The sequence below is a fragment of the Novosphingobium sp. YAF33 genome (assembly GCF_052113265.1).
Classification (GTDB): domain Bacteria; phylum Pseudomonadota; class Alphaproteobacteria; order Sphingomonadales; family Sphingomonadaceae; genus Novosphingobium.
In genome coordinates, this window is record NZ_JBFRCW010000002.1 from 634,044 (window position 1) to 656,061 (window position 22,018).

At 67.1% G+C, this 22,018-nt stretch carries 20 protein-coding genes; 10 read left to right on the top strand and 10 right to left on the bottom strand.

Annotated features, from left to right (window positions below; all coding sequences use genetic code 11):
* Positions 1-20: 20 nt before the first annotated feature.
* Together AB4Z00_RS06890 and AB4Z00_RS06895 are read right to left on the bottom strand one after the other, a co-directional pair.
* On the bottom strand, positions 21-1,382 hold the full coding sequence (locus AB4Z00_RS06890; protein ID WP_134093315.1) for an ATP-binding protein: 1,362 nt from the start codon (positions 1,380-1,382) through the stop codon (positions 21-23).
* The gene (locus AB4Z00_RS06895) at positions 1,382-2,155 is read right to left on the bottom strand and encodes a response regulator (protein ID WP_442045424.1); all 774 of its coding nucleotides are present in this window, start codon (positions 2,153-2,155) and stop codon (positions 1,382-1,384) included. Before AB4Z00_RS06895 ends, AB4Z00_RS06890 begins: the two co-directional genes overlap by 1 nt.
* 213 nt (positions 2,156-2,368) lie before the next feature.
* Here AB4Z00_RS06895 and AB4Z00_RS06900 point away from each other — a divergent pair, with 213 nt between their 5' ends.
* From AB4Z00_RS06900 to AB4Z00_RS06920, 5 genes are all read left to right on the top strand, one after another.
* Positions 2,369-3,658: a glycosyltransferase family 4 protein gene (locus AB4Z00_RS06900; RefSeq protein WP_442045425.1), complete on the top strand. Its 1,290-nt coding sequence runs from the start codon at positions 2,369-2,371 to the stop codon at positions 3,656-3,658.
* 24 nt (positions 3,659-3,682) lie between these two features.
* Complete coding sequence (locus tag AB4Z00_RS06905; RefSeq protein WP_243840883.1) at positions 3,683-4,375, top strand: DedA family protein; 693 nt, start codon at positions 3,683-3,685, stop codon at positions 4,373-4,375.
* 47 nt (positions 4,376-4,422) lie between these two features.
* Positions 4,423-5,202, top strand: coding sequence for a hypothetical protein (locus tag AB4Z00_RS06910; protein WP_442045426.1), 780 nt, complete (start codon positions 4,423-4,425; stop codon positions 5,200-5,202).
* A 125-nt stretch (positions 5,203-5,327) separates the two neighbouring features.
* Positions 5,328-5,612 carry a hypothetical protein gene (locus tag AB4Z00_RS06915; protein WP_132267766.1) on the top strand — a complete coding sequence of 95 codons (285 nt, stop codon included), beginning with the start codon at positions 5,328-5,330 and terminating at the stop codon, positions 5,610-5,612.
* A gap of 58 nt (positions 5,613-5,670) precedes the next feature.
* Positions 5,671-6,252 carry a DedA family protein gene (locus AB4Z00_RS06920; RefSeq protein WP_431567912.1) on the top strand — a complete coding sequence of 194 codons (582 nt, stop codon included), beginning with the start codon at positions 5,671-5,673 and terminating at the stop codon, positions 6,250-6,252.
* A gap of 4 nt (positions 6,253-6,256) precedes the next feature.
* On the opposite strand, the gene AB4Z00_RS06925 is transcribed toward AB4Z00_RS06920, so the two are convergent.
* From AB4Z00_RS06925 to AB4Z00_RS06935, 3 genes are all read right to left on the bottom strand, one after another.
* A complete protein-coding gene (locus AB4Z00_RS06925) occupies positions 6,257-8,641 on the bottom strand; it encodes an adenosylcobalamin-dependent ribonucleoside-diphosphate reductase (RefSeq protein ID WP_442045427.1) in 2,385 nt (794 codons plus the stop codon).
* Positions 8,642-9,012: 371 nt separating this feature from the next.
* Positions 9,013-9,582 carry a TetR/AcrR family transcriptional regulator gene (locus tag AB4Z00_RS06930; RefSeq protein ID WP_132267772.1) on the bottom strand — a complete coding sequence of 190 codons (570 nt, stop codon included), beginning with the start codon at positions 9,580-9,582 and terminating at the stop codon, positions 9,013-9,015.
* Positions 9,583-9,722: 140 nt separating this feature from the next.
* Positions 9,723-10,472 carry a siderophore-interacting protein gene (locus tag AB4Z00_RS06935; RefSeq protein ID WP_132267773.1) on the bottom strand — a complete coding sequence of 250 codons (750 nt, stop codon included), beginning with the start codon at positions 10,470-10,472 and terminating at the stop codon, positions 9,723-9,725.
* 198 nt (positions 10,473-10,670) lie between these two features.
* Here AB4Z00_RS06935 and AB4Z00_RS06940 point away from each other — a divergent pair, with 198 nt between their 5' ends.
* The 4 genes from AB4Z00_RS06940 to AB4Z00_RS06955 all read left to right on the top strand — a co-directional run bounded on the left by AB4Z00_RS06940 (position 10,671) and on the right by AB4Z00_RS06955 (position 13,647).
* Positions 10,671-11,075, top strand: coding sequence for a DUF1622 domain-containing protein (locus AB4Z00_RS06940; RefSeq protein WP_442045428.1), 405 nt, complete (start codon positions 10,671-10,673; stop codon positions 11,073-11,075).
* A 26-nt stretch (positions 11,076-11,101) separates the two neighbouring features.
* Complete coding sequence (locus AB4Z00_RS06945) at positions 11,102-11,497, top strand: YidH family protein (RefSeq protein WP_442045429.1); 396 nt, start codon at positions 11,102-11,104, stop codon at positions 11,495-11,497.
* Between the two features lie 83 nt (positions 11,498-11,580).
* Positions 11,581-12,480, top strand: coding sequence for a bestrophin-like domain (locus AB4Z00_RS06950; protein ID WP_442045430.1), 900 nt, complete (start codon positions 11,581-11,583; stop codon positions 12,478-12,480).
* A 264-nt stretch (positions 12,481-12,744) separates the two neighbouring features.
* On the top strand, positions 12,745-13,647 hold the full coding sequence (locus AB4Z00_RS06955; RefSeq protein ID WP_442045431.1) for an outer membrane beta-barrel protein: 903 nt from the start codon (positions 12,745-12,747) through the stop codon (positions 13,645-13,647).
* A 102-nt stretch (positions 13,648-13,749) separates the two neighbouring features.
* On the opposite strand, the gene AB4Z00_RS06960 is transcribed toward AB4Z00_RS06955, so the two are convergent.
* From AB4Z00_RS06960 to AB4Z00_RS06970, 3 genes are all read right to left on the bottom strand, one after another.
* Positions 13,750-14,310, bottom strand: a complete 561-nt coding sequence (locus AB4Z00_RS06960; protein WP_442045432.1) for a hypothetical protein — start codon at positions 14,308-14,310, stop codon at positions 13,750-13,752.
* The gene (locus AB4Z00_RS06965; RefSeq protein ID WP_442045433.1) at positions 14,307-15,137 is read right to left on the bottom strand and encodes a DUF2092 domain-containing protein; all 831 of its coding nucleotides are present in this window, start codon (positions 15,135-15,137) and stop codon (positions 14,307-14,309) included. Before AB4Z00_RS06965 ends, AB4Z00_RS06960 begins: the two co-directional genes overlap by 4 nt.
* Before the next feature lie 104 nt (positions 15,138-15,241).
* Positions 15,242-16,048 (bottom strand): hypothetical protein, encoded by an 807-nt coding sequence (locus AB4Z00_RS06970; RefSeq protein WP_132267780.1) that lies wholly within the window; start codon positions 16,046-16,048, stop codon positions 15,242-15,244.
* 381 nt (positions 16,049-16,429) lie between these two features.
* Here AB4Z00_RS06970 and AB4Z00_RS06975 point away from each other — a divergent pair, with 381 nt between their 5' ends.
* Entirely contained in the window at positions 16,430-18,751 is a 2,322-nt protein-coding gene (locus AB4Z00_RS06975) for an arylsulfatase (protein ID WP_134093303.1), read from the top strand.
* Between the two features lie 164 nt (positions 18,752-18,915).
* Here the strand turns inward: AB4Z00_RS06975 and AB4Z00_RS06980 are convergent, their stop codons facing one another.
* Positions 18,916-20,166 (bottom strand): hypothetical protein, encoded by a 1,251-nt coding sequence (locus tag AB4Z00_RS06980; RefSeq protein WP_442045434.1) that lies wholly within the window; start codon positions 20,164-20,166, stop codon positions 18,916-18,918.
* A gap of 99 nt (positions 20,167-20,265) precedes the next feature.
* Entirely contained in the window at positions 20,266-22,002 is a 1,737-nt protein-coding gene (locus tag AB4Z00_RS06985) for a ShlB/FhaC/HecB family hemolysin secretion/activation protein (RefSeq protein WP_442045435.1), read from the bottom strand.
* Between the last annotated feature and the right edge of the window lie 16 nt (positions 22,003-22,018).

Here is a 22,018-nt window from a genome sequence, read left to right on the forward strand (position 1 = left end):
TTGCGCAGTCCTGATCCCTCTCAGCCCCGCCGCGCGCCGCGCGCCGCCGTCGGCACCGGGTGGAAGCGCATGCGGAACACGGTGCCGCGCGGGCGGTTTTCGGCGGCCTCCAGATTGCCGCCGGTCCGCGCCATGAGTTCGCTGGCGATGGCCAGCCCCAGCCCCGACCCGCTCTTGAAGTCGCGCCGCGCCGAGGAGAAGCGCGCGAAGAGTTCGTCACCGGCGGCGACGGGCGGCAGGCCCGGTCCGTCATCGGCCACGCGGATTTCGGCGGCGGGGTCCACGGTCACCACCACATGCGTTCCGGCCGGCGTGTGCTTCATGGCGTTTTCCAGCAGGGAATCGAGCGCACGCGCGGCCAGGTGGTGCGCGGCGAAGACGGGCACGCTTTCGGCGCCGACGATCTCGATCTCCTGCCCGCGGGCGATGAACAGCGGCGCAATTCCCGCCACGCGTTCTTCCGCCAAAACGCGCAGATCCGTCACTTCGCCGGGGTCGCAGGCCATGGCGTCCACTTCCGCCAGCAGCAGCAGCCGCTCCACCATGGCCTCCAGCGCGTCGATCTGCCGTTGCAGCCGGGGCACCGCCTCGGGCGCTCCGTCCTGCTCCACCAACAAGCGCAGGATCGCCAGCGGGGTGCGCAGTTCATGGGCCGCATCCGCCGCGAAATCGCGTTCGATGCGGTAGGCTTCCTCGACCCTGTCGAGCGCGGCATTGATCGCCTGGAGCAGCGGCACGACTTCCTCGGGCATGCCCGCCGTGTCCACCCGCTGCTGGAGCTGATAGGGCGAGACTTGCCCCACTTGCCGCGAAGCCCGCTTGAGCGGCGCCAGCGACTGACGCACGATATAGGCGTCCACCGCCAGCAGCCCCACCAGGAACACCGCCAGCAGCACCCCGCCCACCACCGCGATATCGGCGCGCAGGTCGTCGAAGATCACGTCCGGATGGTCGAGGTTCTGCACGATCACCAGCCAGCTGCCCCGCTCGCCCATCAGCGGCATGGAGACGCCGGAATAGATCCGCGGCCCGCGCACCCGCTTGAAATAGGCGGCGCCCGCCCGCATCGGCACTGACAGCGAAGGGTCAGAGCGCAAGTTTTCGATGGCGACGGGCCGTCCCTCGTCCTCGATCCAGAAACTGAAGCTGGAGCCGCCGCCGCGCAGGGCCGAGGCGGTTTCCTCCGAGATCGTCCAGCCGCCCCCCTGCCGGTGGAGCCCGTGCTGCATCTTCTGGGCATATTCGTCCAGGATCTGGCGTTGCAGCCGGTCCCCCGTACTGTCGATCAGCAGCATCGCGCCCCAGGCCGCCAGGACCGCCGTGACCAGCGTGGCCGCGGCATGGAGCAACAGGATGCGGCGCAGGATCGAATGGGTGGGCATCAGGGCGCCGGATCGGGGGCCGGATGGGTGGCCGGATCCGGGGACGAGACTTCAGGTGCCGCTTCCGGCAGCCCCACAGGCAACGCTTCCGGCGCGGCGCGCAGCAGGTAGCCCAGGCCGCGCACCGTCACGATCTCCACCCCCGCCTCCAGCGCCGTCAGCCGCTTGCGCAGCCGGTGCACGCTGACTTCGGCGGCATTGGAGGAGAATTCCTCGCCAAGGCCGAAGAACACGGATTCGATCTGGGTCTTGCGCACCACCTTGTCTCGCTGGCGCATCAGCAGGTCGAGCAACTGGACCTCGCGCGGGGCCAGGACGATGCTGGAAACCTCTCCGTTCCGCCCCACCCGCACCGTCTGCGAGGCCACGTCGTAGCGCAAGCGGCCGCAGGCGATCTCGCTGCCGTTCTCGCCCATGGAGCGGCGCAGCAGCGCGGCCACGCGGGCGATCAGTTCCTCCGCGGCAAAGGGCTTGGGCAGGTAATCGTCGGCCCCGGCATTGAGCCCGGCCACCCGGTCGGCAATGGCCGAACGCGCGGTCAGCACCAGCACCGGCAGGTAATGGCCGGCAGCCCGCAGCGAGCGGAGCAGGGCGATGCCGTCCTGGTCGGGCAGCCCAAGGTCGAGAAGCAGCGCGGCGTGGTTGCCCGCCTCCACCAGGATGCGCGCCTCTTCCGCGGTGGCGACGATATCGTTGCCGAAGCCCCCGTCGCGAAGGTGCATGCCGATCAGCTCGGCCAGCTCGGCATTATCCTCGACGATCAGCAGCCGCATGGCGCGCCTTCGGGGAGCCGCGGGGCGGGAGTGATCGGAGTGCCAGTCATCCCCCCATCTATCGCGGGGATGGAACCAGCGCGCAACAGACATGCGCCCCTTCGCACATCCTCCCACGCACCGGCAGGCTGTAAGGTTGCGGTAAGCCAAGGCGGAATAGCGCGGCGCCGAGCGGCGGGCGGAACGGACCGCGCCGCAAATCGAAACCAGGACATGAAGCCGCAAGTCGAAATCGCGCCCGAAGAACGCCCGTCCCTGCCACGCCCCCTTCCCCCCCGCGCGCCCGCTTCCAGCCGGCGCCCGCGCGTCGCGCTCTTTTCGGGAAACTACAACTACGTCCGCGACGGCGCGAACCAGGCGCTCAACCGGCTGGTCGGCTATCTGGAGCGGCGCGGCTGCACCGTGCGCGTCTATTCGCCGACGGCGCCTGCCCCCGCCTTCGCGCCGGAAGGAACGCTGATATCGGTCCCTTCGGTGAGGATCCCGGGGCGCGGCGACTATCGGCTGGGCCTGGGCCTGCCGCGCCGCATCCGCGCCAATCTGGCCGAGTTCGCGCCGGAGATCGTCCATGTCTCCGCGCCCGACTGGACCGGCACCGCTGCCCAGCGCCTGGCGCGGCAGGCCGGCATCCCGGTCGTCTCCAGCCTGCACACCCGCTTCGAGACTTATGCCGCCTTCTACGGCGCGGGCCTCGTGCGCCCGGCGATGGAGCGGCACCTGGCGCGCTTCTACCGCAATTCGGATCGCATCCTGGTGCCCACCCCCGCCATCGCCGCGGAATTTGCCGAGGCCGGGCTGGCCGGCCGCACGCGGCTCTGGGGGCGCGGGGTGGACCGCACGCATTTCACGCCGCATGCCCGCGACCTGGCCTGGCGCCGCGCGATGGGCGTGGCCGAAGGCGAAGTGGCCGTGCTCCATTTCGGCCGCCTGGTGCGCGAAAAGGGCCTGGCCGCCTTCGTCGCGCTCTGCCGCCGCCTGATCGCGGAGGGCCTGCCGGTCCGCCCGCTGATCGTGGGAGACGGCCCCGAGCGCGCCTGGCTGGAGCAGAAGCTGCCCCAGGCCCGTTTCGCCGGCCACCTCATGGGCGCAGAGCTAGGCCGCGCCGTGGCCAGCGCCGACTTGTTCCTCAATCCCAGCACGACCGAGGCTTTCGGCAACGTCACGCTGGAGGCCATGGCCTCGGGCCTGCCCACCGTCTGCGTCGACATGCCGAGCGGGCGCAACCTGCTGGAGGGCGGCTCCGGCCTGCTCTACGCCCCCGGCGACGAGGAGGGCGCTCTGGATGCCCTGCGCCTGCTGGTGAACGACAGCCGCCGCCGTGCCCGGATGGGCGCTTTCGCGCGCGAGGCGAGCAAGGCCTACGACTGGGACGCCGCCTCGCACCAGGTGCTGGCCTGCTACATGGACGTTCTCGGGCGCAGCCTCTCCCCGGCCGACACTTGCCCCGCCGACCCCCGCTCTGCCGAACCGTGCCCCGCCGAAGCCCTGAGCCGCGCCGCGTGAGCGTAGCGCCGAAACTTGTCTCCGGTGGACGTTCTCCCCGCGGTTTCGGCACGCGCCCTGATCCGGGCGGGGCCTGACCCTGCCATGGAAGGCATGATCGCCCAGGCCAGCGCCTTCGTATCGACCCACGGCATCTGGGCCGGGCCGGTGGTAGGTGTGCTCTGCTTCGGGGAGTCGCTGGCTATCGTCGGCCTGTTCGTGCCGGCCACCGCCGTCATGCTGGCGATCGGCGGCCTCATCGGCGCCGATGCGCTGGAAGCCTGGCCTATCTTCCTCTGGGCCGTGGCAGGATCGATCCTGGGGGACTGGGTCTCCTACGCCTTCGGCAACCGCATCGGCCCGCGCGTCTATCGCCGCTGGCCGCTGAACCGCCACCGTCCGGCCGTGGCGCGCACCCGGCTGTTCTTCCGCAAATACGGCTTCGCGGCGATCTTCATGGGCCGCTTCCTCGGCCCGATCCGCGCGACGGTGCCGCTGGTGGCCGGCGTTCTGGCCATGCCCCGGCGGCCTTTCCAGATCGCCAACGTCGCTTCGGCCTGCCTCTGGGTGCCGCTGATGTTCGCCCCCGGCTACCTCGCCGCCGGACCGCTGGGCGCGGCGCTGGCCATCGACGAGGGCAAGCTGCTGCTGGGCGGACTGGCCCTGGCGGCCACGGCAATGGGGCTGACCTTGCTCGGATCGCGGCTGCTGGGACGGCGGCGGCGGCGCAAGGCGTGACAATTCGGCATGAGACCAATGGACGGGGTGATGGAATGGACAGGACGATGACCGCAGCGGTTTCCCGCAAGACTGCAATTCTCGCCGCCGCGGCCGGCACGGCGCTGGCCGCGCTGTTGGCGGGCTGCAGTGCGCCGAAAGTGGCCGAAGTGCCGCCGCCCCCGCCGCCGCCCGTGGTGGTGGTGCCGCCGCGCCCGATGCCGCCGATGGGCGCCTCTCCCAGCATGGCCATTCCCACCCGCGCCGCCGACGGCGCGCGCCATACCGTCAACAGCGCGCTCTCCCCGGCGCAGGCGATCTGGAACTTGCGCTCCGCCTACAACGTGGCGGCGCTCAACTGCACCGGGGCCGATGGTGCGCCGATCCTGGCGGGGTACACCGAGTTCCAGAAGAAGTACGCCAAGTCCCTGGCGGCCACCAACAAGACGCTCGACAAGGAATTTCGCGCCCGCTTCGGCGCCAAGGCCATTCGCGAACGCGAGGCCTACCAGACGCAGGTCTACAACTTCTTCGCGCTGCCGCCGGTGGTGCCCTCGCTTTGCCGCGCCGCGCTGGAGCTGACGGGCACACTTCAAGCCGTGACCCCCGCCCAGCTCGAAGGCTTCGCGCCCTCTGCCCTGGCCAGTGCCGAGGCCCCGTTCCGCGCCTTCTTCGACAGCTATGAGCAATACCGCAGCGATCTGGCCGCGTGGGAAGCGCAATATGGCGCCGCCCGCGCCGAAGGCATCGAGAGCGCCGACGGTGCCCCGGCGGCAACGGAGTCCGCAGACAGGCTTGGCCCGGCAAGTGTTGCCCTAATGAAAATACCTGTGAAAAACTCCCTGTAAGGATGCCGTAAGCGCGGCTAGGATAGGCCTGCGTGGTCGATCCCGTGCAAAGCGCCGGGAACGCCCGCGGGGGCACACTAGGACGAAACGGCGTGGTAGATCACGAGCTTATTTCAACGGCATGCGTGCCGGCAACCGAAGGCTATTACCTCTCCACCGAGACCCGCAAGGGCCGTGAGCGCACGGATTCGGCCGAGATGGACCAGGTCCTGGCCTGGCGGATCGACACCTTCAAGGTGAAGGGCGATACGGTGCCGATGTCCACGATCACGCCGATCACCATCAACGGCAGCATGGATACGGTGGAATTCGCCATGCTTCGTCCGGACGGCGTGGTCGAATATCCCGACGGCGCCTCCATCGCCGTCGGCGCGGGTGCACGCCTGCGGGTGGTGGAAGACAAGCTCTGACTAGCACGCCCCCGATGGACGCCGCCCCGGCGCGCGTCCGGTAGGGCACATACCCGCAATGTCCATAGCGGCGCTGATCGCCCGGTTCGGCCTTCCCGCCGTGGCGCTGGGCGCGGCGGTGGAAGGCGAGACGGTGGTCATGTCCGGCGGTCTCATCGCGCACCAGGGCCTGATGCCGCTTTCGGGCGTCATGGCCGCCGCCGCCATCGGCTCTTTCGTGGCGGACCAGTTCTTCTTCCTGCTCGGCCGCCGCTTCCGCATGCACAGGCTGGTGCGCAAAGTCACCGAACGGAAGGCATTCGCCCGCGTGCTCAAGCTGCTGGAGCGCTATCCCACCGGCTTCATCCTGGCCTTCCGCTTCCTCTACGGCTTGCGCACGATCAGCCCCATCGCCATCGGCACCTCGAACATCCCCGCCCGCCGCTTCGTGGCGCTCAACGCGCTGGCGGCGGCGGTATGGGGCGTGGTGATCGCCGGGATCGGCTACAGCTTCGGACAGGTCGTGGAGCTGGCTTTCGGCCACCTCCGGCGCTTCGGCCACGTCGCGCTCGCTGTCTTCGCGCTTGTGGCCGTCGCTACCGCGCTGACCCTGCTGTTCCGGCGCCGGCTCAGCCGGGCCATCGATACGGACGAGACCTAGGGCCTCACCCGCATTTGCTGAAGCCGCATTGCGGGCAGGTGAGGCAGCCCTCCATCATGATCGCGGAGTGCTCGCCGCAGTTGGGACAGGTCTCTCCGGCAACCCCCGTGTCGTTCGCCGCTGCAGGCGCCCCGACCGGGCCTTCCGCATGTTCGCGCAGGATGCGGCCGATCAGCGCGATCAGGCTGGGGGCGTAGCGCCCCTTTGTATCGTGCTCCAGAGCCACGAAAGCCCCGCCCTTGGCCGAATGGACGCGCTCCAGTTCCTCGAAGATGAACACCGCGTCGCCCCGGCGGCAGACCGCCGAGAGGGTGCGGGTAAGCGCCGCCATCGTCTCGAAATTCTCGGCCGAACTGGTGTTGATGAAGATTTCGAAGGGAATGCGGCGGCCGTCCGGCGCGAGGTAATCGTTGATGGTGAGGTAGTAGTTCTCGCCATCGACCGGCCACTTGATCTTGATCGTGCGGCCCTGAAGCATTTCCGGGCGCCTGGGCACCGGCGCCTCGCTGGGGAAAGTCGGCGCCGGCGCTGCAGGCTTGGCCGTTTCCCCGGCCGTTTCCTTCACCTGTTCCGCCACCGGCTCTGACAGCACGGAACCGCGCACGCCGCTGGGCCGGTACGTGGTGCATCCCTTCATGCCGGTCTCCCAGGCCTTCAGGTAGACCGCGCGAAACGCCGCGTAGGGCATGTCTGCCGGGCAGTTGATCGTCTTGGAGATCGCCGCGTCCACCCATTTCTGCGCGGCGGCGGCCACGGCGATATGATCCTCCACCGAGAGTTCCAGCGCGGTCACCATGTAGGGCGGCAGCGGCGCGGCCGGATCGAAGCCCGGCAGGCGGCTGTAGAGGTACCAGCCGTAGTCCTCGACGGTGAAGCTTTCCGTGCGCTGCTCGGTGGCGGTCTGCTCCACCACGACGGCGCGGTTGTAGCGCCAGGAGAAGCTCGGCTCGATGCCGGAGCTGACATTGCCGTAGAAGATGCTGGTGGTGCCGGTGGGCGCGATGGTGAGCAGCACGCCGTTGCGGATCCCGTGGCTGGCCACGTCGGCGCGGATGTCCGCGGGGAGCTTGTCCAGCATCGGCGCACGGGCGAACTGGTCCCGGTCATAGGCGGGGAACGGCCCGCGCTCCTTCGCCAGCGCGATCGAGGCGCGATAGGCTTCTGCCGCCATCGCCGCGCAGACTTCCTCCACCATCGGCACGGCAGCCTCGCCATAGCGCAGGCCCAGCTGCTGGAGCAGATTGCCCAGGCCGGTGAAGCCCAGCCCGATGCGGCGCTTGGCCTGCGCCTCCAGCCGCTGGTCCTCGGTGGGGAAGGGCGAGGTTTCCAGCACGTTGTCGAGGAAGCGCACGCCGATCCGCACGGTGGTGGCCAGCCGCTCCCAGTCCACCCGCGCAGCGGCAGTGAAGGGATCGAGCACCATGTTGGCCAGGTTGACGTGGCCCAGATCGCAATCGCCGTTGGGCGGCAGGGGCTGCTCGCCGCAAGGGTTGGTGGCCGAGATCGTCTCGCAGTAGGAAAGGTTGTTGAGCCGGTTCACCCGGTCCACGAAGACCACGCCCGGCTCGGCATATTCGTAAGTCGTGCGGGTGATGAGGTCGAACAGTTCCGCCGCGCGCATGCGGCGATAGACGTACCATGGCTTGCCGTCGCGCTCGGTGACGGCGACATGGCTGCCGTCCGCGCGGGGCACGGAGAAGCCCAGGTCCCAGTCCGCATCGGCTTCCAGCGCGGCCATGAAATCGTCAGTGATCGCCACCGAGACGTTGAAGTTCTTCAGCACGTCCTTGCGCGTCTTGGCTTCCACGAAGGCGATCACGTCCGGGTGCCAGACCGGCAGCATGGCCATCATCGCGCCGCGCCGCGATCCGCTGCTGCGGATCGTCACGCACATGCCGTCCCACATGACCATGAACGGGATCACGCCCGAGGAGACCGAGGCCGTGCGGCCCACCACCGCGCCGTCGGGGCGGATCGTGCCGAAGTCCATACCGATGCCGCCGCCCTGCTGCTGGGTGAAGGCGGCCACTTTCAAGGCGTCCATGATGCCCACGCCCGGCAGGTCCGGCTCGGTATCCATCGAATCCTGGATGATCGGACTGACGAAGCAGTTGATCCAGGTCACCCGCTTGCCGGTGCCCGCGCCCGCGAAGATGCGGCCGCCGGGCACCCAGTCGCGCGCCTCCAGCGCCGCCAGCGCCTCGGCCGCATGGGTGGCATCGTCCCGGGCATAGACGCCCGCCACCACGCGCCGGAAGGTGTCGGACGGGCTCTGCTCATCGGCGTGCCGGTACTTCTCCTTCCAGACGTGCAGGGTGACGGGCTGGTCGAGGGGGCCGGAGGAAGTCAGGCCTGAAGAACTGGGAGCGGACGAGGTCGGGGCGGGCATGGCGGTTCCTTGTCGTGATCTGTCGGCCAGAGATCGGTCGGCCAGATCGGTTGGATGGGCGGCGGGCACGCCTGCAGGCGCGCCGAAGCCTCGGCCGTCATCAGGGTAACGGCCGCGGAGCGGTTTTGGTTGTCGGTATCGGGGAGCTTGCGCGTCAGGCGCCGGGCGGAGCGCGCTCGCAGGTCTGCGGAGACCTGGGCGACGTTCGCGCCTTGGGGACGCGTCTCATCGGGGCGCGAAGCGGCGCCTGGGCAGCGATCATGGCGGCAATCTCCGCCGCGCCCGGCCATCCGGACGCGACGGGATTCAGGATACCGGGCGGTTTCCCGATTACAACCCTTGCGGGAAACTTTCGTGGTGGAGCAGGGGCTTCAGCCGGGAAGCAGGGGCGGCAGCGCCAGCCGCACGAGGTCTCCGGCGCGGGGTGCGGACACGAAGGTCAGGGCCGGGGCGAAGGCGATCTCGAACAGCAGCGCGCCAAGCTGCTCCGGCGCGGCCCGGCACCCCGGGAAGCGGCCGAGCAGATAGCTGCCGAGCTTGCGCCACTGCCCGCGCACGATCTCTTCCTGCCGGCGCAGCGAGTCCTTGCCCTGGGCCACGCGGGCATGTTCCAGAATGGTCAGCGACCATCCCCCGAACCGCGAGCGCTCATCGGCCCAGTCTGCCAGAATGGTCACGATTTCCGCCGTTTCCTCGGCCTTTTCCAGCCGTGCCAGCAATTCCCGGAGGTTCTCCTCGCTTTCCGATTCCAGCACGGCCAGGAAGATCGCCTCCTTGCCCTCGAAATTGGAATAGACCGCGCCCTTGCTGTAGCCCGCCGCTTCGGCGATGCGGTCTACCGAGGTCACGGCATAGCCGTCGCGCCGGAACAGCTCGCGCGCCGATTTCAGCAGCCGCAGACGCGTGAGCGCCTGGCTTTCACTCCGCGTCAGCCGCGTCATATGCCCACTTCTCCTGTCGGTCCGCCTCGTTCGGACGGCCTGGCGTTTCTTGCCGAAGCGGGCCGTCTGCGCGGCCCGCTTCGGGATACTAATCGGTATTCAAAAGAGCGCCGCGCCTTGCCCGCAGCGGCGCCCCGGGATCAGCTTTCGAACTTCTCCGTCGTGTCCGCCGCACCCTTCACCCAGTAACCGCTGGCCTTGAGCCACTGCGGCACATGGCCCAGTTCTTCCAGCACATAAGTGCGCAGCGCCCGCGTCACGGCGCCTTCCGCGGCGATCCAGATGAAACCGTCCCCCGCGGGCGGCACGAACTGGCGCAGGGCTTCCAGCAGCGGTTCGGCATCGATGGCCTGCGCGGCCGGGCGGTGCACCCAGATCGCCTCGTGCTGGGCGGCGGTTGCGAATACCTGCTCTTCTTCCGCGCCTGTCACGGCGACGAGGCTGGTGACGGGGGTTCCGGGCGCCAGTTCCTCGATCCGGCGGCCGATGGCGGGYAGTGCGGTCTCGTCTCCCACCAGCAGCCACCAGTCGAAGTCCTGCGGCACCACCAGCGAACCGCGCGGACCGCCGATGCGCGCCTCGTCGCCCACTTTCGCGCCCGAAGCCCAGGCGGTGACCGGCCCTGCCTCGTGAATCGCGAAGTCCACGATCAACGCGTTGTTTTCCGCGTCGTAGCGGCGCGGCGTGTAGTCGCGCATGGCGGTTTCGCCGTTTTCTCCTTCGGGCACGAAGACCTTGATATGATCGTCAGGCGCGAGGCTGGTGAAACCGGCCAGCTCGTCCCCGCTCAGGGTAAGCCGCAACATGTTCGGCGTGACGTTCTCGACCCGGCTGACCACGAGCGTGCGGCGGTGCAGTTCGTGGCGGACGCGGTTGATCTGGTGCTTCATGGGCTCTCCTGCGAGCGGTTGGCGCGAATGGGCGCGCTCCCTTCCCACCTTTCAGATACTCACTGGTATCCCTGTTCGCAAGTGCTCACGGCGTGGGTTCTCGGGGAGCCGCCGCCGCTTTTGCCGGGGATTTTCCCGATGGGCAAAGGGCGCCCGAACGGAACATCCTCCGGAGGTTCGAACGGAAAGGGCCTGTCGATGGAAGAGGTTCTGCATACTATTGCCGAGTATCTGGCGTTGGCGGTCAACCTGCTGGCGATGCTGGCCATCGCCTTCGGTTCGATCCAGGGCGCCATCGGCCTGTCGCGCCTGCTGCTGTTCAACGGCTCGGAAGAGGAACTGCGCCCGGTCTGGCTTTCGCTCGGGCGCTGGCTGGTGGCCGGGCTGACGTTCCAGCTTGCCGCAGACATCGTGGAAACCACGATCGCGCCCAACTGGGACGACATCGGCAAGCTGGCTGCCATCGCCGTTCTCAGGACTTTCCTGAACTACTTCCTCGACCGCGACATGGATTCGCTTCGTGAGCGGGCCGAGCGCAGGGCCGAAGCGGCTGTCGAAACGGCTGAGGCACGCGCAGCGACATTGGGAACCGCGGCCCACTGAGCGGGCCTTGCACGGGAGAATTTTCGATGGCCACCAAGGAACCTGTCCGCGCAGCCAAGCCCGACTTCCCGAAAGACCTGGGGGCGACGCGCACTATCCTGGCGGCGGATCGCACATTGATGGCGTGGATCCGCACGTCGCTGTCCATGCTCAGCTTCGGTTTCACGATCTACAAATTCCTCCAGGGTCTGGCCGACAGCGATCAGATTTCCCGCGCCGATAGCCCCCAGCACGTAGGCATGTTCCTGGCGGCGGCCGGTACCGGCGCCATGCTGCTGGGAACGGCCAGCTACTGGGTTACCCTGCGCGAAGTGGCGCGGATGGAGCCTTTCAGACTTACCCGATCGGTTCTGCTGGTGGCCTTCGTGATGTCGATCGCCGGACTGTTCCTTTTCATCGCCATCGCCAACCGCCTGGTCTGAGCGACGGTCCCGCCCTCCCGGCGAGGCCCGCACCGCCCCGTAGCCTCGACGCCGCATCCACGCTTTGAACGGAGCCTGTCATCATGCTCATATCCAGTCCGCTCGCCTCCATCCCCGTCGTCATCCTGGGATTGGTGCTTTTCGTTATCGTGATTGGCCTGACCTGGGTGGGAATGAGGCTGGGAACCCGGGTCGACGGCAAGCGCCGCAGCGCCACCACGGTAAGCGGTGATCCCAAGGCGCCCGGCGCGGCCGCTGCCGATACCGACCATCCCGATGACGACGTCAACGGCGCGATCGTGCCGGCCGTACTCGGCCTCCTTGCGCTGCTGCTGGGCTTCACCTTCGCACTGGCGGTGGACCGCTTCGAAACCCGCCGCGGCCTGGTGCTGGAAGAAGCCAACGCCATCGGCACGGCCTATCTCCAGACGCAGATCCTGCCTGACCCCCATCGCGCGCGCCTGAGCGCCCTTCTGACCCGCTATACCGACAATCGCATCGCTCTGGCCGAAGGCCCCTCGCCCGAGCAGCAGCAGCGCCAGCTGGGAGAGAACGACCAGATCATCAACGACATCTGGTCCGCTACCCTGGCCGGCTTCGACAGCATCAAGCAGTACGACGTTTCCAGCACCTTCGTCTCTTCCATCAACGCGGTGATCGACCTCGACACCTCCCGCAAGACGGGTCGGATGGCGCATGTGCCGGAGGAAGTGTTCTGGATGCTCATCATCTACGTGCTGATCGCTGCCTTCATCATCGGCTACATCATCCGCACCCAGGCGAGTTTCTACTTGTCCTGCGTAATGAACCTGCTGGTGGTCATGTCGCTCATGCTGATCATGGACATCGACAGGCCGGCTTCGGGAGGAATTCGGGAATCGCAGCTGCCGATGAAGCTGCTTAGTCAGTCGATGCGCGAACAGTCACGCGCCGGTTTCGATCGCTGGCGCACCCCACCGGCCGTGCAGCCCGTGTCGCGCTAGGATCGGGCTCCGCGTCCGGGCCGGGATCGAGGCGGCGGTAGCGGCTCGGGTCCCGCCGTGCAGGAGTAGGGGTTTCCCTGATGCCTGCCTCGGGATTGGCCCGGATACGCGGGACTCGGCGGCGCCCATATCCTTGCAGGCATATCCTTCGGGAAAACCACGAATTGAGAGCCCGTCACGCGGGTTCTCCCCGCCTTTTCGAAGACCTCATTCACCTTGGGCCGCCTGCCATCGATACCAGGCCGCCTCTGACAGGAGCAGACCATGGAAGCCCAGATTTCCGACGTGGTTCCGACACTCCGCCGAGGTTCCGGAGAAAGCGCGCCTGAGCGGATGCGGACCGCCCGCAACAGACGGCGGATCGCCCTGCTGGCGTCGGCCTGCGCCGCCCTGGGGCTCCACGCCCCCGCCTCGGCCCAGACGCTGGACAACAAGTACTGGGTCAGCGCCATGGCGTTCTTCCCCAAAGTCGATACCGACGTGCGCGTGGCCACCAAGACCCAAGCGGACATCGGCACGGACATCGATTTCGAAAAGGACCTGGCGCTCGACAAGGACGAGATCCTGCCCTCCTTCACGGCCGGCGCACGCTTCGGCCGGGTGATCGTGGGCGCAGACTTCTACAAGCTCAACCGCAATGGCCAGATCGGCCTGGCGCGCGACATCTCGTTCGACGGCGTCGTCTATCCCGCCACTGCCCAGGTGCGCAGCGGTTTCGACAGCGAGATCTACCGCCTCACCGTGGGCTATGCCTTCGTGCAGAACTCCACGGTGGAACTGGGCGCCGCGATCGGCGCGCACGTCACCCGCTTCGAGATGTCGCTCAGCGGCGTGGGCACCGTGGGCGGCGTGACTGGCCAGAGCGAAGTCCGCCGCCGCAACGTGCTGGCACCGCTCCCCACGATCGGCGCCTTCGTGACGTACAAGGTAGCCCCGCGCGTGGAGCTGAACGGCCGGTTCGACTGGCTTTCGCTCAAGGTCGACGACTACGACGGCCGCCTGCTCAACGCCCAGGTCGGCGCCAACTACGCGGTGGCGAAGAACCTCCAGCTGGGCGTCGCCTATCGCTATGTCGACTACCGCCTGGGGATCGACAAGGAGCGCTGGGACGGCCGCGTGCGCTACAAGCTCCATGGCCCGGCGGTGCAGCTCCAGGCCTCGTTCTGATCGCATTTCCGGCAATGAGAAAGGCGGCGGACCGGATCGGTCCGCCGCCTTTCCCTTGCGTCCAGCGCCTGCGCGCCGACGAGCGCCGGCGCGCCGGTCCCCTCAGCGCGGAGGATTGACCACGACGTACTGGACGGACGATCCCGAATACTGCGGCTGATACCAGGTGCTGCCGCATTGGGAGTAGCTGACGCCGTTGACGATGGTCGTGGTGCAGCTGGGCGGCACGCTGCGGACGATGGAGCCCACCACCGCCGCGGTCGTGGCGGCAACGGCCATCGTCGCCACCGGGTGCCAGTGATCGTCCCAATCGTCCCAGTCGTCATGGTGATAGCCGCCGCCGTGATAGTCGCCGTGGACGTTGACATCGACATTGCGGTTCACGTTGCGATTGACGTTCCGGTTCACGTTGCGATCGGCGCTGTGGTTGATGTTGCTGGAGGCGCCGCCGCGCACGGCCGGGCGGCCGCCGGCAGGCCGCGCGTGGGCACCGCCGCCTGCGGGGCGGCGCTGGCCGCCACCCGGCGCAAGCTGCGCCTCGCTTCCCGACACGACCGATGCCGGCAGCATGTCCGGTCCTGCCAGCGACGCGGCCGAGACCCCGTCCAGCCCCAATGCGAGTCCTGCCACGAGCGCCAGAGGCGCGGAGACGATCAGGCTCACTGCCCTTCTCCCTTGGTTGCGGCGGTATTGACGTCCGCCATGGTGATACGATGTGCGTTCGCCGGCGGGGTGAAGGCCAGATCGGCCGTGCCCGGCGTCACTTGCGTGTCCCAGTGCAATACGGCGACATATTGCGGCATGGCGGGATCGTCCTTGTTGGTGATCACCAGCTTGCAGGGCAGCGGCCGGGCGCCGTCCTCGATCCAGATCTGCCAGTCCACTTTCTCCTGGCGGAAGGCATAGTGCATGCACTTGCGGTCACCGATCGTCTCGGGCCGCACGACCATGGCCTCCTTCACGCGCGAACGCAGGGTCTGGTCGGTGCCCCAAGTGAAGAAGTCGGCCAGGGGCAGCTCGATGCCGTAATCGCGCTTGGCCTTGTCGATGGTCAGGCCGATCGAGGAGGCCGCCGGGAAGTCCGCGTAGAAGCCCACGCGCGGGGCGAAGATCGTGAAGGTCTTGCCGTCGTAGTACATCTCGCGAAGCTGGGTGTCGGAATCCGTGACGATCTTGAAGGCATTGGGCCGCTTCGCCAGGATGTTCACCTTGCCGCCGAACTGGATCTTCTGGCCGGTGACCAGAACCTGCTCGGTGGTGGCGTCCGCCGTGACGCGGAAGCTGCCGAGAGTCAGCAGGAAGGCGCTCATGCGGTCCATGGCCTGCATGGCGGCGGGGTCGATGGGGCTGGAGGCGGCATCCGCGGAAGCGGCCTGCGCCCGGGCGGAAGGCGCCACCGGCCCGCATAGCGCCCCTATCCCCGCCAATGCCATCGCGGTCGCCATGAGCGCCGCCTTCCGTGTCGGGCCGATTGAGCCGGAACGTGCCATATAGTCTCTCCTCTAAGGTCGCCCGACGGGCGGCTATGACTATCTGCCCGCGCCGCCAGCCGCCCCATCGGGATTAATGCCGAGTTCGCGCGGGATTGATCCGCCTATTCGGGGAACAGCAGGGTCATGACGAAACGCGCGCCCCATTCCGGGCCGAACCGCGGCCGCTCCGCATAGTAACGCGCGCCCACGCCCAGGCTGACCGGCTGCTTGCCGAACTTCACGACATGGCTGACCGAAAGGTTTATCGGCACGACCCAGTCCTTCGACTTCCAGTCGTAGCTCGTCTCGGTGTTGAGGCCGAAGCTGGTGGAATCGGGCAGGGTCTTGGTGATGAAAGGCTGAAGGAAGGTCTGGCTGATCCCCGGCGCGGAAGACTTGCCCGCGAAAGACCAGATGTGATTGGCGAGAAACCCGTAAGTCATCCCCCCACCCTGCTTGAGAAGCACCGCAGTGGGCCCGGCTCCGAACTTGTCCGAACCGAAGGTGGAATTGCCGGTGGGCCAGAGAATGGCCGGGCCGACGCCCCAGACCACGCCGTTTTTCGCCACCTTGGGCGAAAGGAAGAAGCTCTGCACCGTATCGCCCAGGCCGGTGTCGCCCTTGCCGCCGCGCACGGTGCTCTCCTGGCTGATGATCGGCACGATCGTGCGGGTGATCAGGTTCCAGTCCTGCGAGATGCCCAGCGGAATCACCGGCTGGATGTTCAGGGTATAGCGATCCGCGTCGTTAGGACCGTAGCAGCAGTCGTAGTTGGACTGGAACGGCACCGAGATCAGGCTGGAAACAGGGTTTGCCAACTGGTCCGCCAGCGCCTGGCCTTCGGAGGCCGCGTCTTGCTCCTGCGCCTGCGCGGCACCGGAGGCCGATGCCGCCAGCAGCACGCCGGCCAGACATAACGGGATTCTCATCGCGCGATTCTCCTGCGACAGGCCCAACGGCCCTGCCGGCGAAGGCTCCGCCACCGAAGCGGCGCAGGCTATCGGCGATTCCCTTGTCTTTGCCCGGGGACTTTCCCGAGGCCGCAGGCGGGATGCGGCGTGACGCCGCAGGCAGTGATGAGGCTGCAAGCAGGTTGCGCACCATGTCAGGGATTCGCCGGGGGTTGCCTCGGGAGAGTCCCGATGGCGCAGGAATGGGGATCAGGTACCCGTTAAAGGGTGACGCGCCGATGGAGCCGCCGAACTGCCGATCCGGCGCGTCACATGTTCCTGTCGGGGCGCGTTTCGCGCCCGCCCGGCAAAGCGCGGCAGCGCGGCATGATTAGCGACCCCACGTGAAGGAGACTGGCTGTGGCCCAGAAGGAATTCAAAGGCGTCATCAAGCTCGATATCAGGGATTCGAAGGCGGACTGGGAGCCATTCCTGCCGCCCAAGGCGCCGGAAGGGGCACCGAACGTTCTGATCGTGCTCTACGACGATACCGGCCAGGCCGCGTGGCAGCCTTATGGTGGCGCCATCAACATGCCCACGCTGCAGAAGCTGGCCGACAACGGGCTGACCTACACGCAGTGGCACACCACCGCGCTGTGCTCGCCCACCCGCTCCTGCTTCCTGACGGGGCGCAACCATCACCTGAACGCCATGTCCTGTATTACCGAGGGCGCCAACGGCTTCCCCGGCTGGAGCGGCCGCCTGCCGCATGACTGCATGTCGGTCGGCTACATGCTCCAGGAAAACGGCTACAGCACCTTCTGGCTGGGCAAGGAGCACAACATCCCTGAGCAGGACATCTGCTCGGGCGGGCCACGCTCGGAATGGCCGCTCCAGCAGGGCTTCGACCGCTTCTACGGCTTCCTCGGCGGCGAGACCAACAACTGGTATCCCGACCTGACCGAGGACAACCATTTCATCGACCAGCCCTATCTGCCCGAGGACGGCTACCACCTGTCCAAGGATCTGGCCGACCAGGCCATGCAGATGATCCGCGACCAGAAGGCCAGCAACCCCTCCAAGCCCTGGTTCATGTGGCTCTGCCCCGGCGCCAATCACGCCCCGCACCATTCCCCCAAGGAATATGCCGACAAGTACAAGGGTAAGTTCGACGACGGCTACGACGCCTATCGCAAGTGGGTTGTCCCCCGGATGATCGAGAAGGGCCTGCTGCCCGCCGACACCAAGCTGGAAGACTTCAATCCGATCCCCAAGGACCAGGCCAATCCGGCCGACTACGTCCGCCCGTGGGACGAACTCAACGACAAGGAAAAGCGCCTCTTCTCGCGCATGGCCGAAGTCTACGCCGGCATGTCGGAATATACCGATGCTCAGATCGGCAGGCTGATCGACTACCTCGAACAGAGCGGCCAGCTTGAAAACACCATCGTCCTCTACTGCGCAGACAACGGCGCATCGGGCGAAGGCGGTCCCAACGGTTCGGTCAACGAGAACAAGTTCTTCAACAACTATCCCGACTCGCTCGAGGAGAACCTCAAGTATCTCGACGTGCTGGGCGGGCCGGAAACCTACAACCACTATCCCACCGGCTGGGCAGCGGCCTTCTCGGCGCCGTACAAGATGTTCAAGCGCTATTCGGAATATGCCGGCGGCACCGCCTGCCCGATGATCATCTCCTGGCCGAAGGGCATCAAGGCCAAGGGCGAAGTGCGCAACCAGTACCACCACGCGGTGGACCTGGTGCCGACCATCCTGGACTGCATCGGCATCGAGATGCCCGAGACTTTCCGCGGCGTGAAGCAGCACCCGATTTCCGGCGTGTCGATGAAGTACAGCTTCGAGGCGGACGGACCGACCCGCAAGAAGCGCCAGTACTACGCCATGCTCGGCACCCGTGGCATGTGGGAAGACGGCTGGAAGGCCGCCGCCATCCATGCGCCGCTGACCGGCAAGGGCAATTTCGACAAGGACGAGTGGGAACTCTACCATGTCGAGAAGGACCGCTCGGAATCGATCAACCTCGCCAAGGAGCATCCGGAAAAGCTGGACGCGCTGATCAAGGCCTGGTTCGAGGAAGCAGAGGCCAACAACGTCCTCCCGCTCGACGACCGCAGCGCGGCCGAACTGCTCGGGATGGAACGCCCAACCACCGAAGCGCCGCGTGAACGCTACGTCTACTATCCGGGCACCGCGCCCGTACCGGAAGGCGTTGCCGTGAACGTGCGTGGGCGCAACTACAAGATCATCGCCGATGTCGAAGTGACCGACAGCACCGAAGGCGTGATCTTCGCCCATGGTTCACGCTTCGGCGGGCACTCGCTGTTCATCAAGGACGGCAAGCTGCACTACGTCTACAACTTCCTGGGCATCAAGCCCGAGCAGAAGTTCATCTCGGACAAGCTCACCCCCGGCAAGTATTCGCTGGGCATGGAGTTCATCCGCGAGAAGGCGGGCGAGAACGGAGAGTCGCTGGGCAAGACCACGCTCTACGTCAACGAGCAGGCCGTGGACTCGGGCGACATGAAGACCCAGCTCGGCAAGTTCACGCTGTCCGGCGACGGTCTCTGCGTCGGACGCGACAGTGGCGACGCGGTCAGCGAGGAATACAGCTCGCCGGGCGAGTTCAAGAACGGCAGGATCTACGGCGTCGGTGTATCCGTTGAAAAGGAACAATACATCGATCTGGAAAAGCTCGCCGCGGCGGCGATGGCGGTCGACTGACCCTTCGCGATCGATCGGACCAAAGGATGGATGGGAGCCCGCGCTCCCATCCATTTTTTGTGCCCGCTATCCGGCGTGCTGCGACTGGAGCGAGACTGTCCGAAGGGCGCGCGGCCGCATTCGGCGCGAATCGCTACCCGAACAGGAAGCCGAGCCGGCCCCGTTCAATCCAGGTTGAATGCCCAGGCATGGCCGAACTGGAGGTAGAACACCGCGCCCGAGGGACCATAGGCCACGTCGATACCGGCATCGAGCCCCAGCTTGCGGGCGATGCGATAGCGGAAGCCGCCCCCGCCGGCGATCTTTGCGCCGGAATCGTCGAAGATCCGCGCCCCGCCTGCATCGGTGAAGCCCAGCCCCGCAAAGCCCAGCAGCGCCCAGCGGGGGCTGATCTGGCGGGTGATTTCCAGTTCCGTGCTCACGGCCGTCTCGCCCTGGTAGCGCCGCGCCTCGATGCCCCGCAAGTTGATCGAGGACGCGAAGTAGACCGGATAGTGCCCCCGGATCGCATCGACTTCCACTTTCGCCCCCAACCGCCATTCCGGCGAGAGCTTGTGGAAGCCATAGCCGTGCACGTCGTAGATCTGGAAGTCCCGGTCGCTGCCGAAAGCGCCGTCGTTGAACTTGCCTTCGGCGTAGATGTTCAAGCCCTCGGTGGGGGTCATGGCATTGTCGCGGCTGTCGAAATGGACCCCAAACCCGAGCGCGCCGGTCTTGAGCTTGCGCTCGAAGTCGGAGAAGCGCTCGGGCAGATCCTCGATGTCGAGGTCTATGCGCGAGTGCAGCTTGCGGAAATCGAACAGCGGGCCGAGCGAGAAGCGCGAATCCGCCAGGTGCAGCCGCACCGAGGCGAGCGCGCCATAATCGTACTTGTTGGTATATTCGAGGCCGGACGGCAGGATGTCCGGATAGGCCTTCAGCGTCACTTTGCCGCGGCCCACGCCGAACTTGTAGCTGACCCTGTCATCGAAAGCCGACCCGGACTGGAAATAGCCGTAGCCATAGGAGCCGTTGCCGGTCTTCACCGCCCCCAGCATCCGGCGCGTGGTGCGCTTGGGATCGTCCTTGTTCACGGTGATGAACTGCGCGACCACGCCGAAGCCGCCGTCCACCGCCGGCTCGGTGATGATGACCGGCATCGGGAAGAACCCGCCCTTTGCCAGGAAGTTGGAGAAATCGAGCTTGCCGTCGGTCTCGTCGAAGAAGTTGCGGTGAAATTTCGATTCCTTCTTCACCGGTGGTGCTTGCGAAGGGTCGGCGGGACCGACGGGCTCGGCGGAAGGCGCGGGCGGCGCGGGGACGGGCGCTGGAGGCGCTGGAGCGGGATCGCCCGCCTCCTGCGCCAGGGCGCCGGGCGCGGGCAAGGCAAGGGCCGCCACGGCGGCGATCGAGAACGCGCGGGGGCTCAGTCTCATCGGCGCATGACTCCCTGTCGGACCATAAAATCCTGCAGGATCATCGGCAGAACCACTGCCGCCGGCCATCGGTAGAAGCCTGTAGAAACGCGCCTGAAGTTAGAACCCCACGGTGGCCATCACTGCCAGCCGGGTATCGCGGTCCCGCGCGAAGGGCGCCTTCTGCAGCTGGCGGCCCAGGTCCACTTCCAGGTCGAGGTAGCGGCCGAGCGTATAGTGGACTTTGCCGCCCACGCTCACCAGTTCGGCATTCTTGGGCGAATCCGGCAGGCGGCGCTGCTGCCAGACCTTGCCGTAATCGACGAAGAGGCCAAGCTGCATCTGGTCTGTCAGCGCGCCGCTGCCGGAAATCACCGAGAAGGCCGGCGCATTGAGTTCGGTCTTGAGCAGGAAGCCCTCACTGCCCAGCGCCGTATTGGGATCGTACCCGCGCACGCTGCCAAGGCCGCCTGCCGCCAGTTGCTCGCTATAGGGCAGGTTGCTGGTGGCGAACTGCGCCATGCCGCGCAGCACCCAGCTCATGCGGTAGGGCAGCCAGGTGGTGCGGGTAACGGAAATGCGGTCATAGGCGTAAGTCGCCTTGGCATAAGGCACCAGTTGCTGGAGATCGGCATCGTGGTTGTAGCGGGTCACCCCGCCGGGCGAGAACACCATCTGGTTCTCGATCACCGTCTGGCCCAGCCGATCGTCCACGGTGCCGGTGAAGACCACCGGGAACTGGAAAACCTCCACCGCCGTGTCGAGCACGCGGAAGCCCAGGAACTCCAGGTTATTGTCCGCCCGCTTGTAGTCGATGCCCAGCTGCATGCTGCTCCTGAGCGCGCCGCTGCGCGGCAGGTCGTGGACGAAGCGGGCGCTGACCTGCCCGGAATGGCCCTTGCTGTCGAACAGGTCGGCGATCTTCGGCTTCTGGGTAGCATAGGCGCCGAACACCAGCAGCTTGTCGTTCGGAGAGAGCGGAATGACGTCGCTGGCCGAATGCGAGGTATAGCGGCCCTCGAAGCTGCGGGTGAACTGGTAGGACAGGATCTGCCCGGTGCCCAGCACGTTGCCCCAGTTGAAACCGACAAACCATTCGTCCCTGCCGAGCGTGGCGACGCCCTGGTTGTCATAACCGCCATAGACGCGCAGCGGCAGCCGGTCATGCGCTTCCAGCACCAGGTCGGTCGTGCCGGTGCCCCGTCCGGGCCGCAGCACCCCGTCCACGGTGAGGAAGGAGTTCTGGTTGTAATCGTCCAGCGCCTCGCGCAGGCGCGGCAGGGTGAGCACTTCCCCCGGATCGAGGTCGCTCATGCCGCGGATCAACCGGGTGGAGAAATGGCGGTTGCCGGTCACTTCGATGGCGCCGACGCGGTATTCGGTGACGACCACCTGCACCACGCCGCTCTGCACGTTCTGCGGCGGCACGCTGACGTCCACGAAAGGATGCTCGGTGGCGCGGTAGGTGTCCTGGACGATGCGGACCACGGCGTCGAGATCGGCGCGGGTCAGCGGTCGGCCGAGGTAGGGGCGCACCGCCGCATCGAAGGCCGGACCGGCCAGCAGCGGCAGGCCGCGCACGGAAATGCCGCTTTCCGCACCCTCCGGGGCGATCCCGGCAGGTTGCAGCGCGCCCGGTCCATCGACGAAGACCAGCCCGCGCAACAGCGGCAGGATCGGCGTGGCGTCCGCAGGCGGCGGCGGGGTTTCGGGCGGCACGGGCACTTCGGGCGTGGCGGGGAGCGGCGGGGCCTTGGGCAGGCGCCGCTCGAAGTCCTGCGCCGCGGCCGTGGCGGGCAGCAGGGTGGCCCCGGTCAGCACGGCTACCCCGGCCAGAAGGGCGGCAGGCGCCGTCACGGCCCGCGCGGACCGG

Excerpts from the sequence above, each read along its gene's own strand:
- AB4Z00_RS06890 (WP_134093315.1), bottom strand. The coding sequence starts at position 1,382 with ATGCCCACCCATTCGATCCTGCGCCGCATCCTGTTGCTCCATGCCGCG.
- AB4Z00_RS06895 (WP_442045424.1), bottom strand. The coding sequence starts at position 2,155 with ATGCGGCTGCTGATCGTCGAGGATAATGCCGAGCTGGCCGAGCTGATC.
- AB4Z00_RS06900 (WP_442045425.1), top strand. The coding sequence starts at position 2,369 with ATGAAGCCGCAAGTCGAAATCGCGCCCGAAGAACGCCCGTCCCTGCCA.
- AB4Z00_RS06910 (WP_442045426.1), top strand. The coding sequence starts at position 4,423 with ATGACCGCAGCGGTTTCCCGCAAGACTGCAATTCTCGCCGCCGCGGCC.
- AB4Z00_RS06920 (WP_431567912.1), top strand. The coding sequence starts at position 5,671 with ATGTCCATAGCGGCGCTGATCGCCCGGTTCGGCCTTCCCGCCGTGGCG.
- AB4Z00_RS06925 (WP_442045427.1), bottom strand. The coding sequence starts at position 8,641 with ATGCCCGCCCCGACCTCGTCCGCTCCCAGTTCTTCAGGCCTGACTTCC.
- AB4Z00_RS06930 (WP_132267772.1), bottom strand. The coding sequence starts at position 9,582 with ATGACGCGGCTGACGCGGAGTGAAAGCCAGGCGCTCACGCGTCTGCGG.
- AB4Z00_RS06940 (WP_442045428.1), top strand. The coding sequence starts at position 10,671 with ATGGAAGAGGTTCTGCATACTATTGCCGAGTATCTGGCGTTGGCGGTC.
- AB4Z00_RS06945 (WP_442045429.1), top strand. The coding sequence starts at position 11,102 with ATGGCCACCAAGGAACCTGTCCGCGCAGCCAAGCCCGACTTCCCGAAA.
- AB4Z00_RS06950 (WP_442045430.1), top strand. The coding sequence starts at position 11,581 with ATGCTCATATCCAGTCCGCTCGCCTCCATCCCCGTCGTCATCCTGGGA.
- AB4Z00_RS06955 (WP_442045431.1), top strand. The coding sequence starts at position 12,745 with ATGGAAGCCCAGATTTCCGACGTGGTTCCGACACTCCGCCGAGGTTCC.
- AB4Z00_RS06965 (WP_442045433.1), bottom strand. The coding sequence starts at position 15,137 with ATGGCACGTTCCGGCTCAATCGGCCCGACACGGAAGGCGGCGCTCATG.
- AB4Z00_RS06970 (WP_132267780.1), bottom strand. The coding sequence starts at position 16,048 with ATGAGAATCCCGTTATGTCTGGCCGGCGTGCTGCTGGCGGCATCGGCC.
- AB4Z00_RS06980 (WP_442045434.1), bottom strand. The coding sequence starts at position 20,166 with ATGAGACTGAGCCCCCGCGCGTTCTCGATCGCCGCCGTGGCGGCCCTT.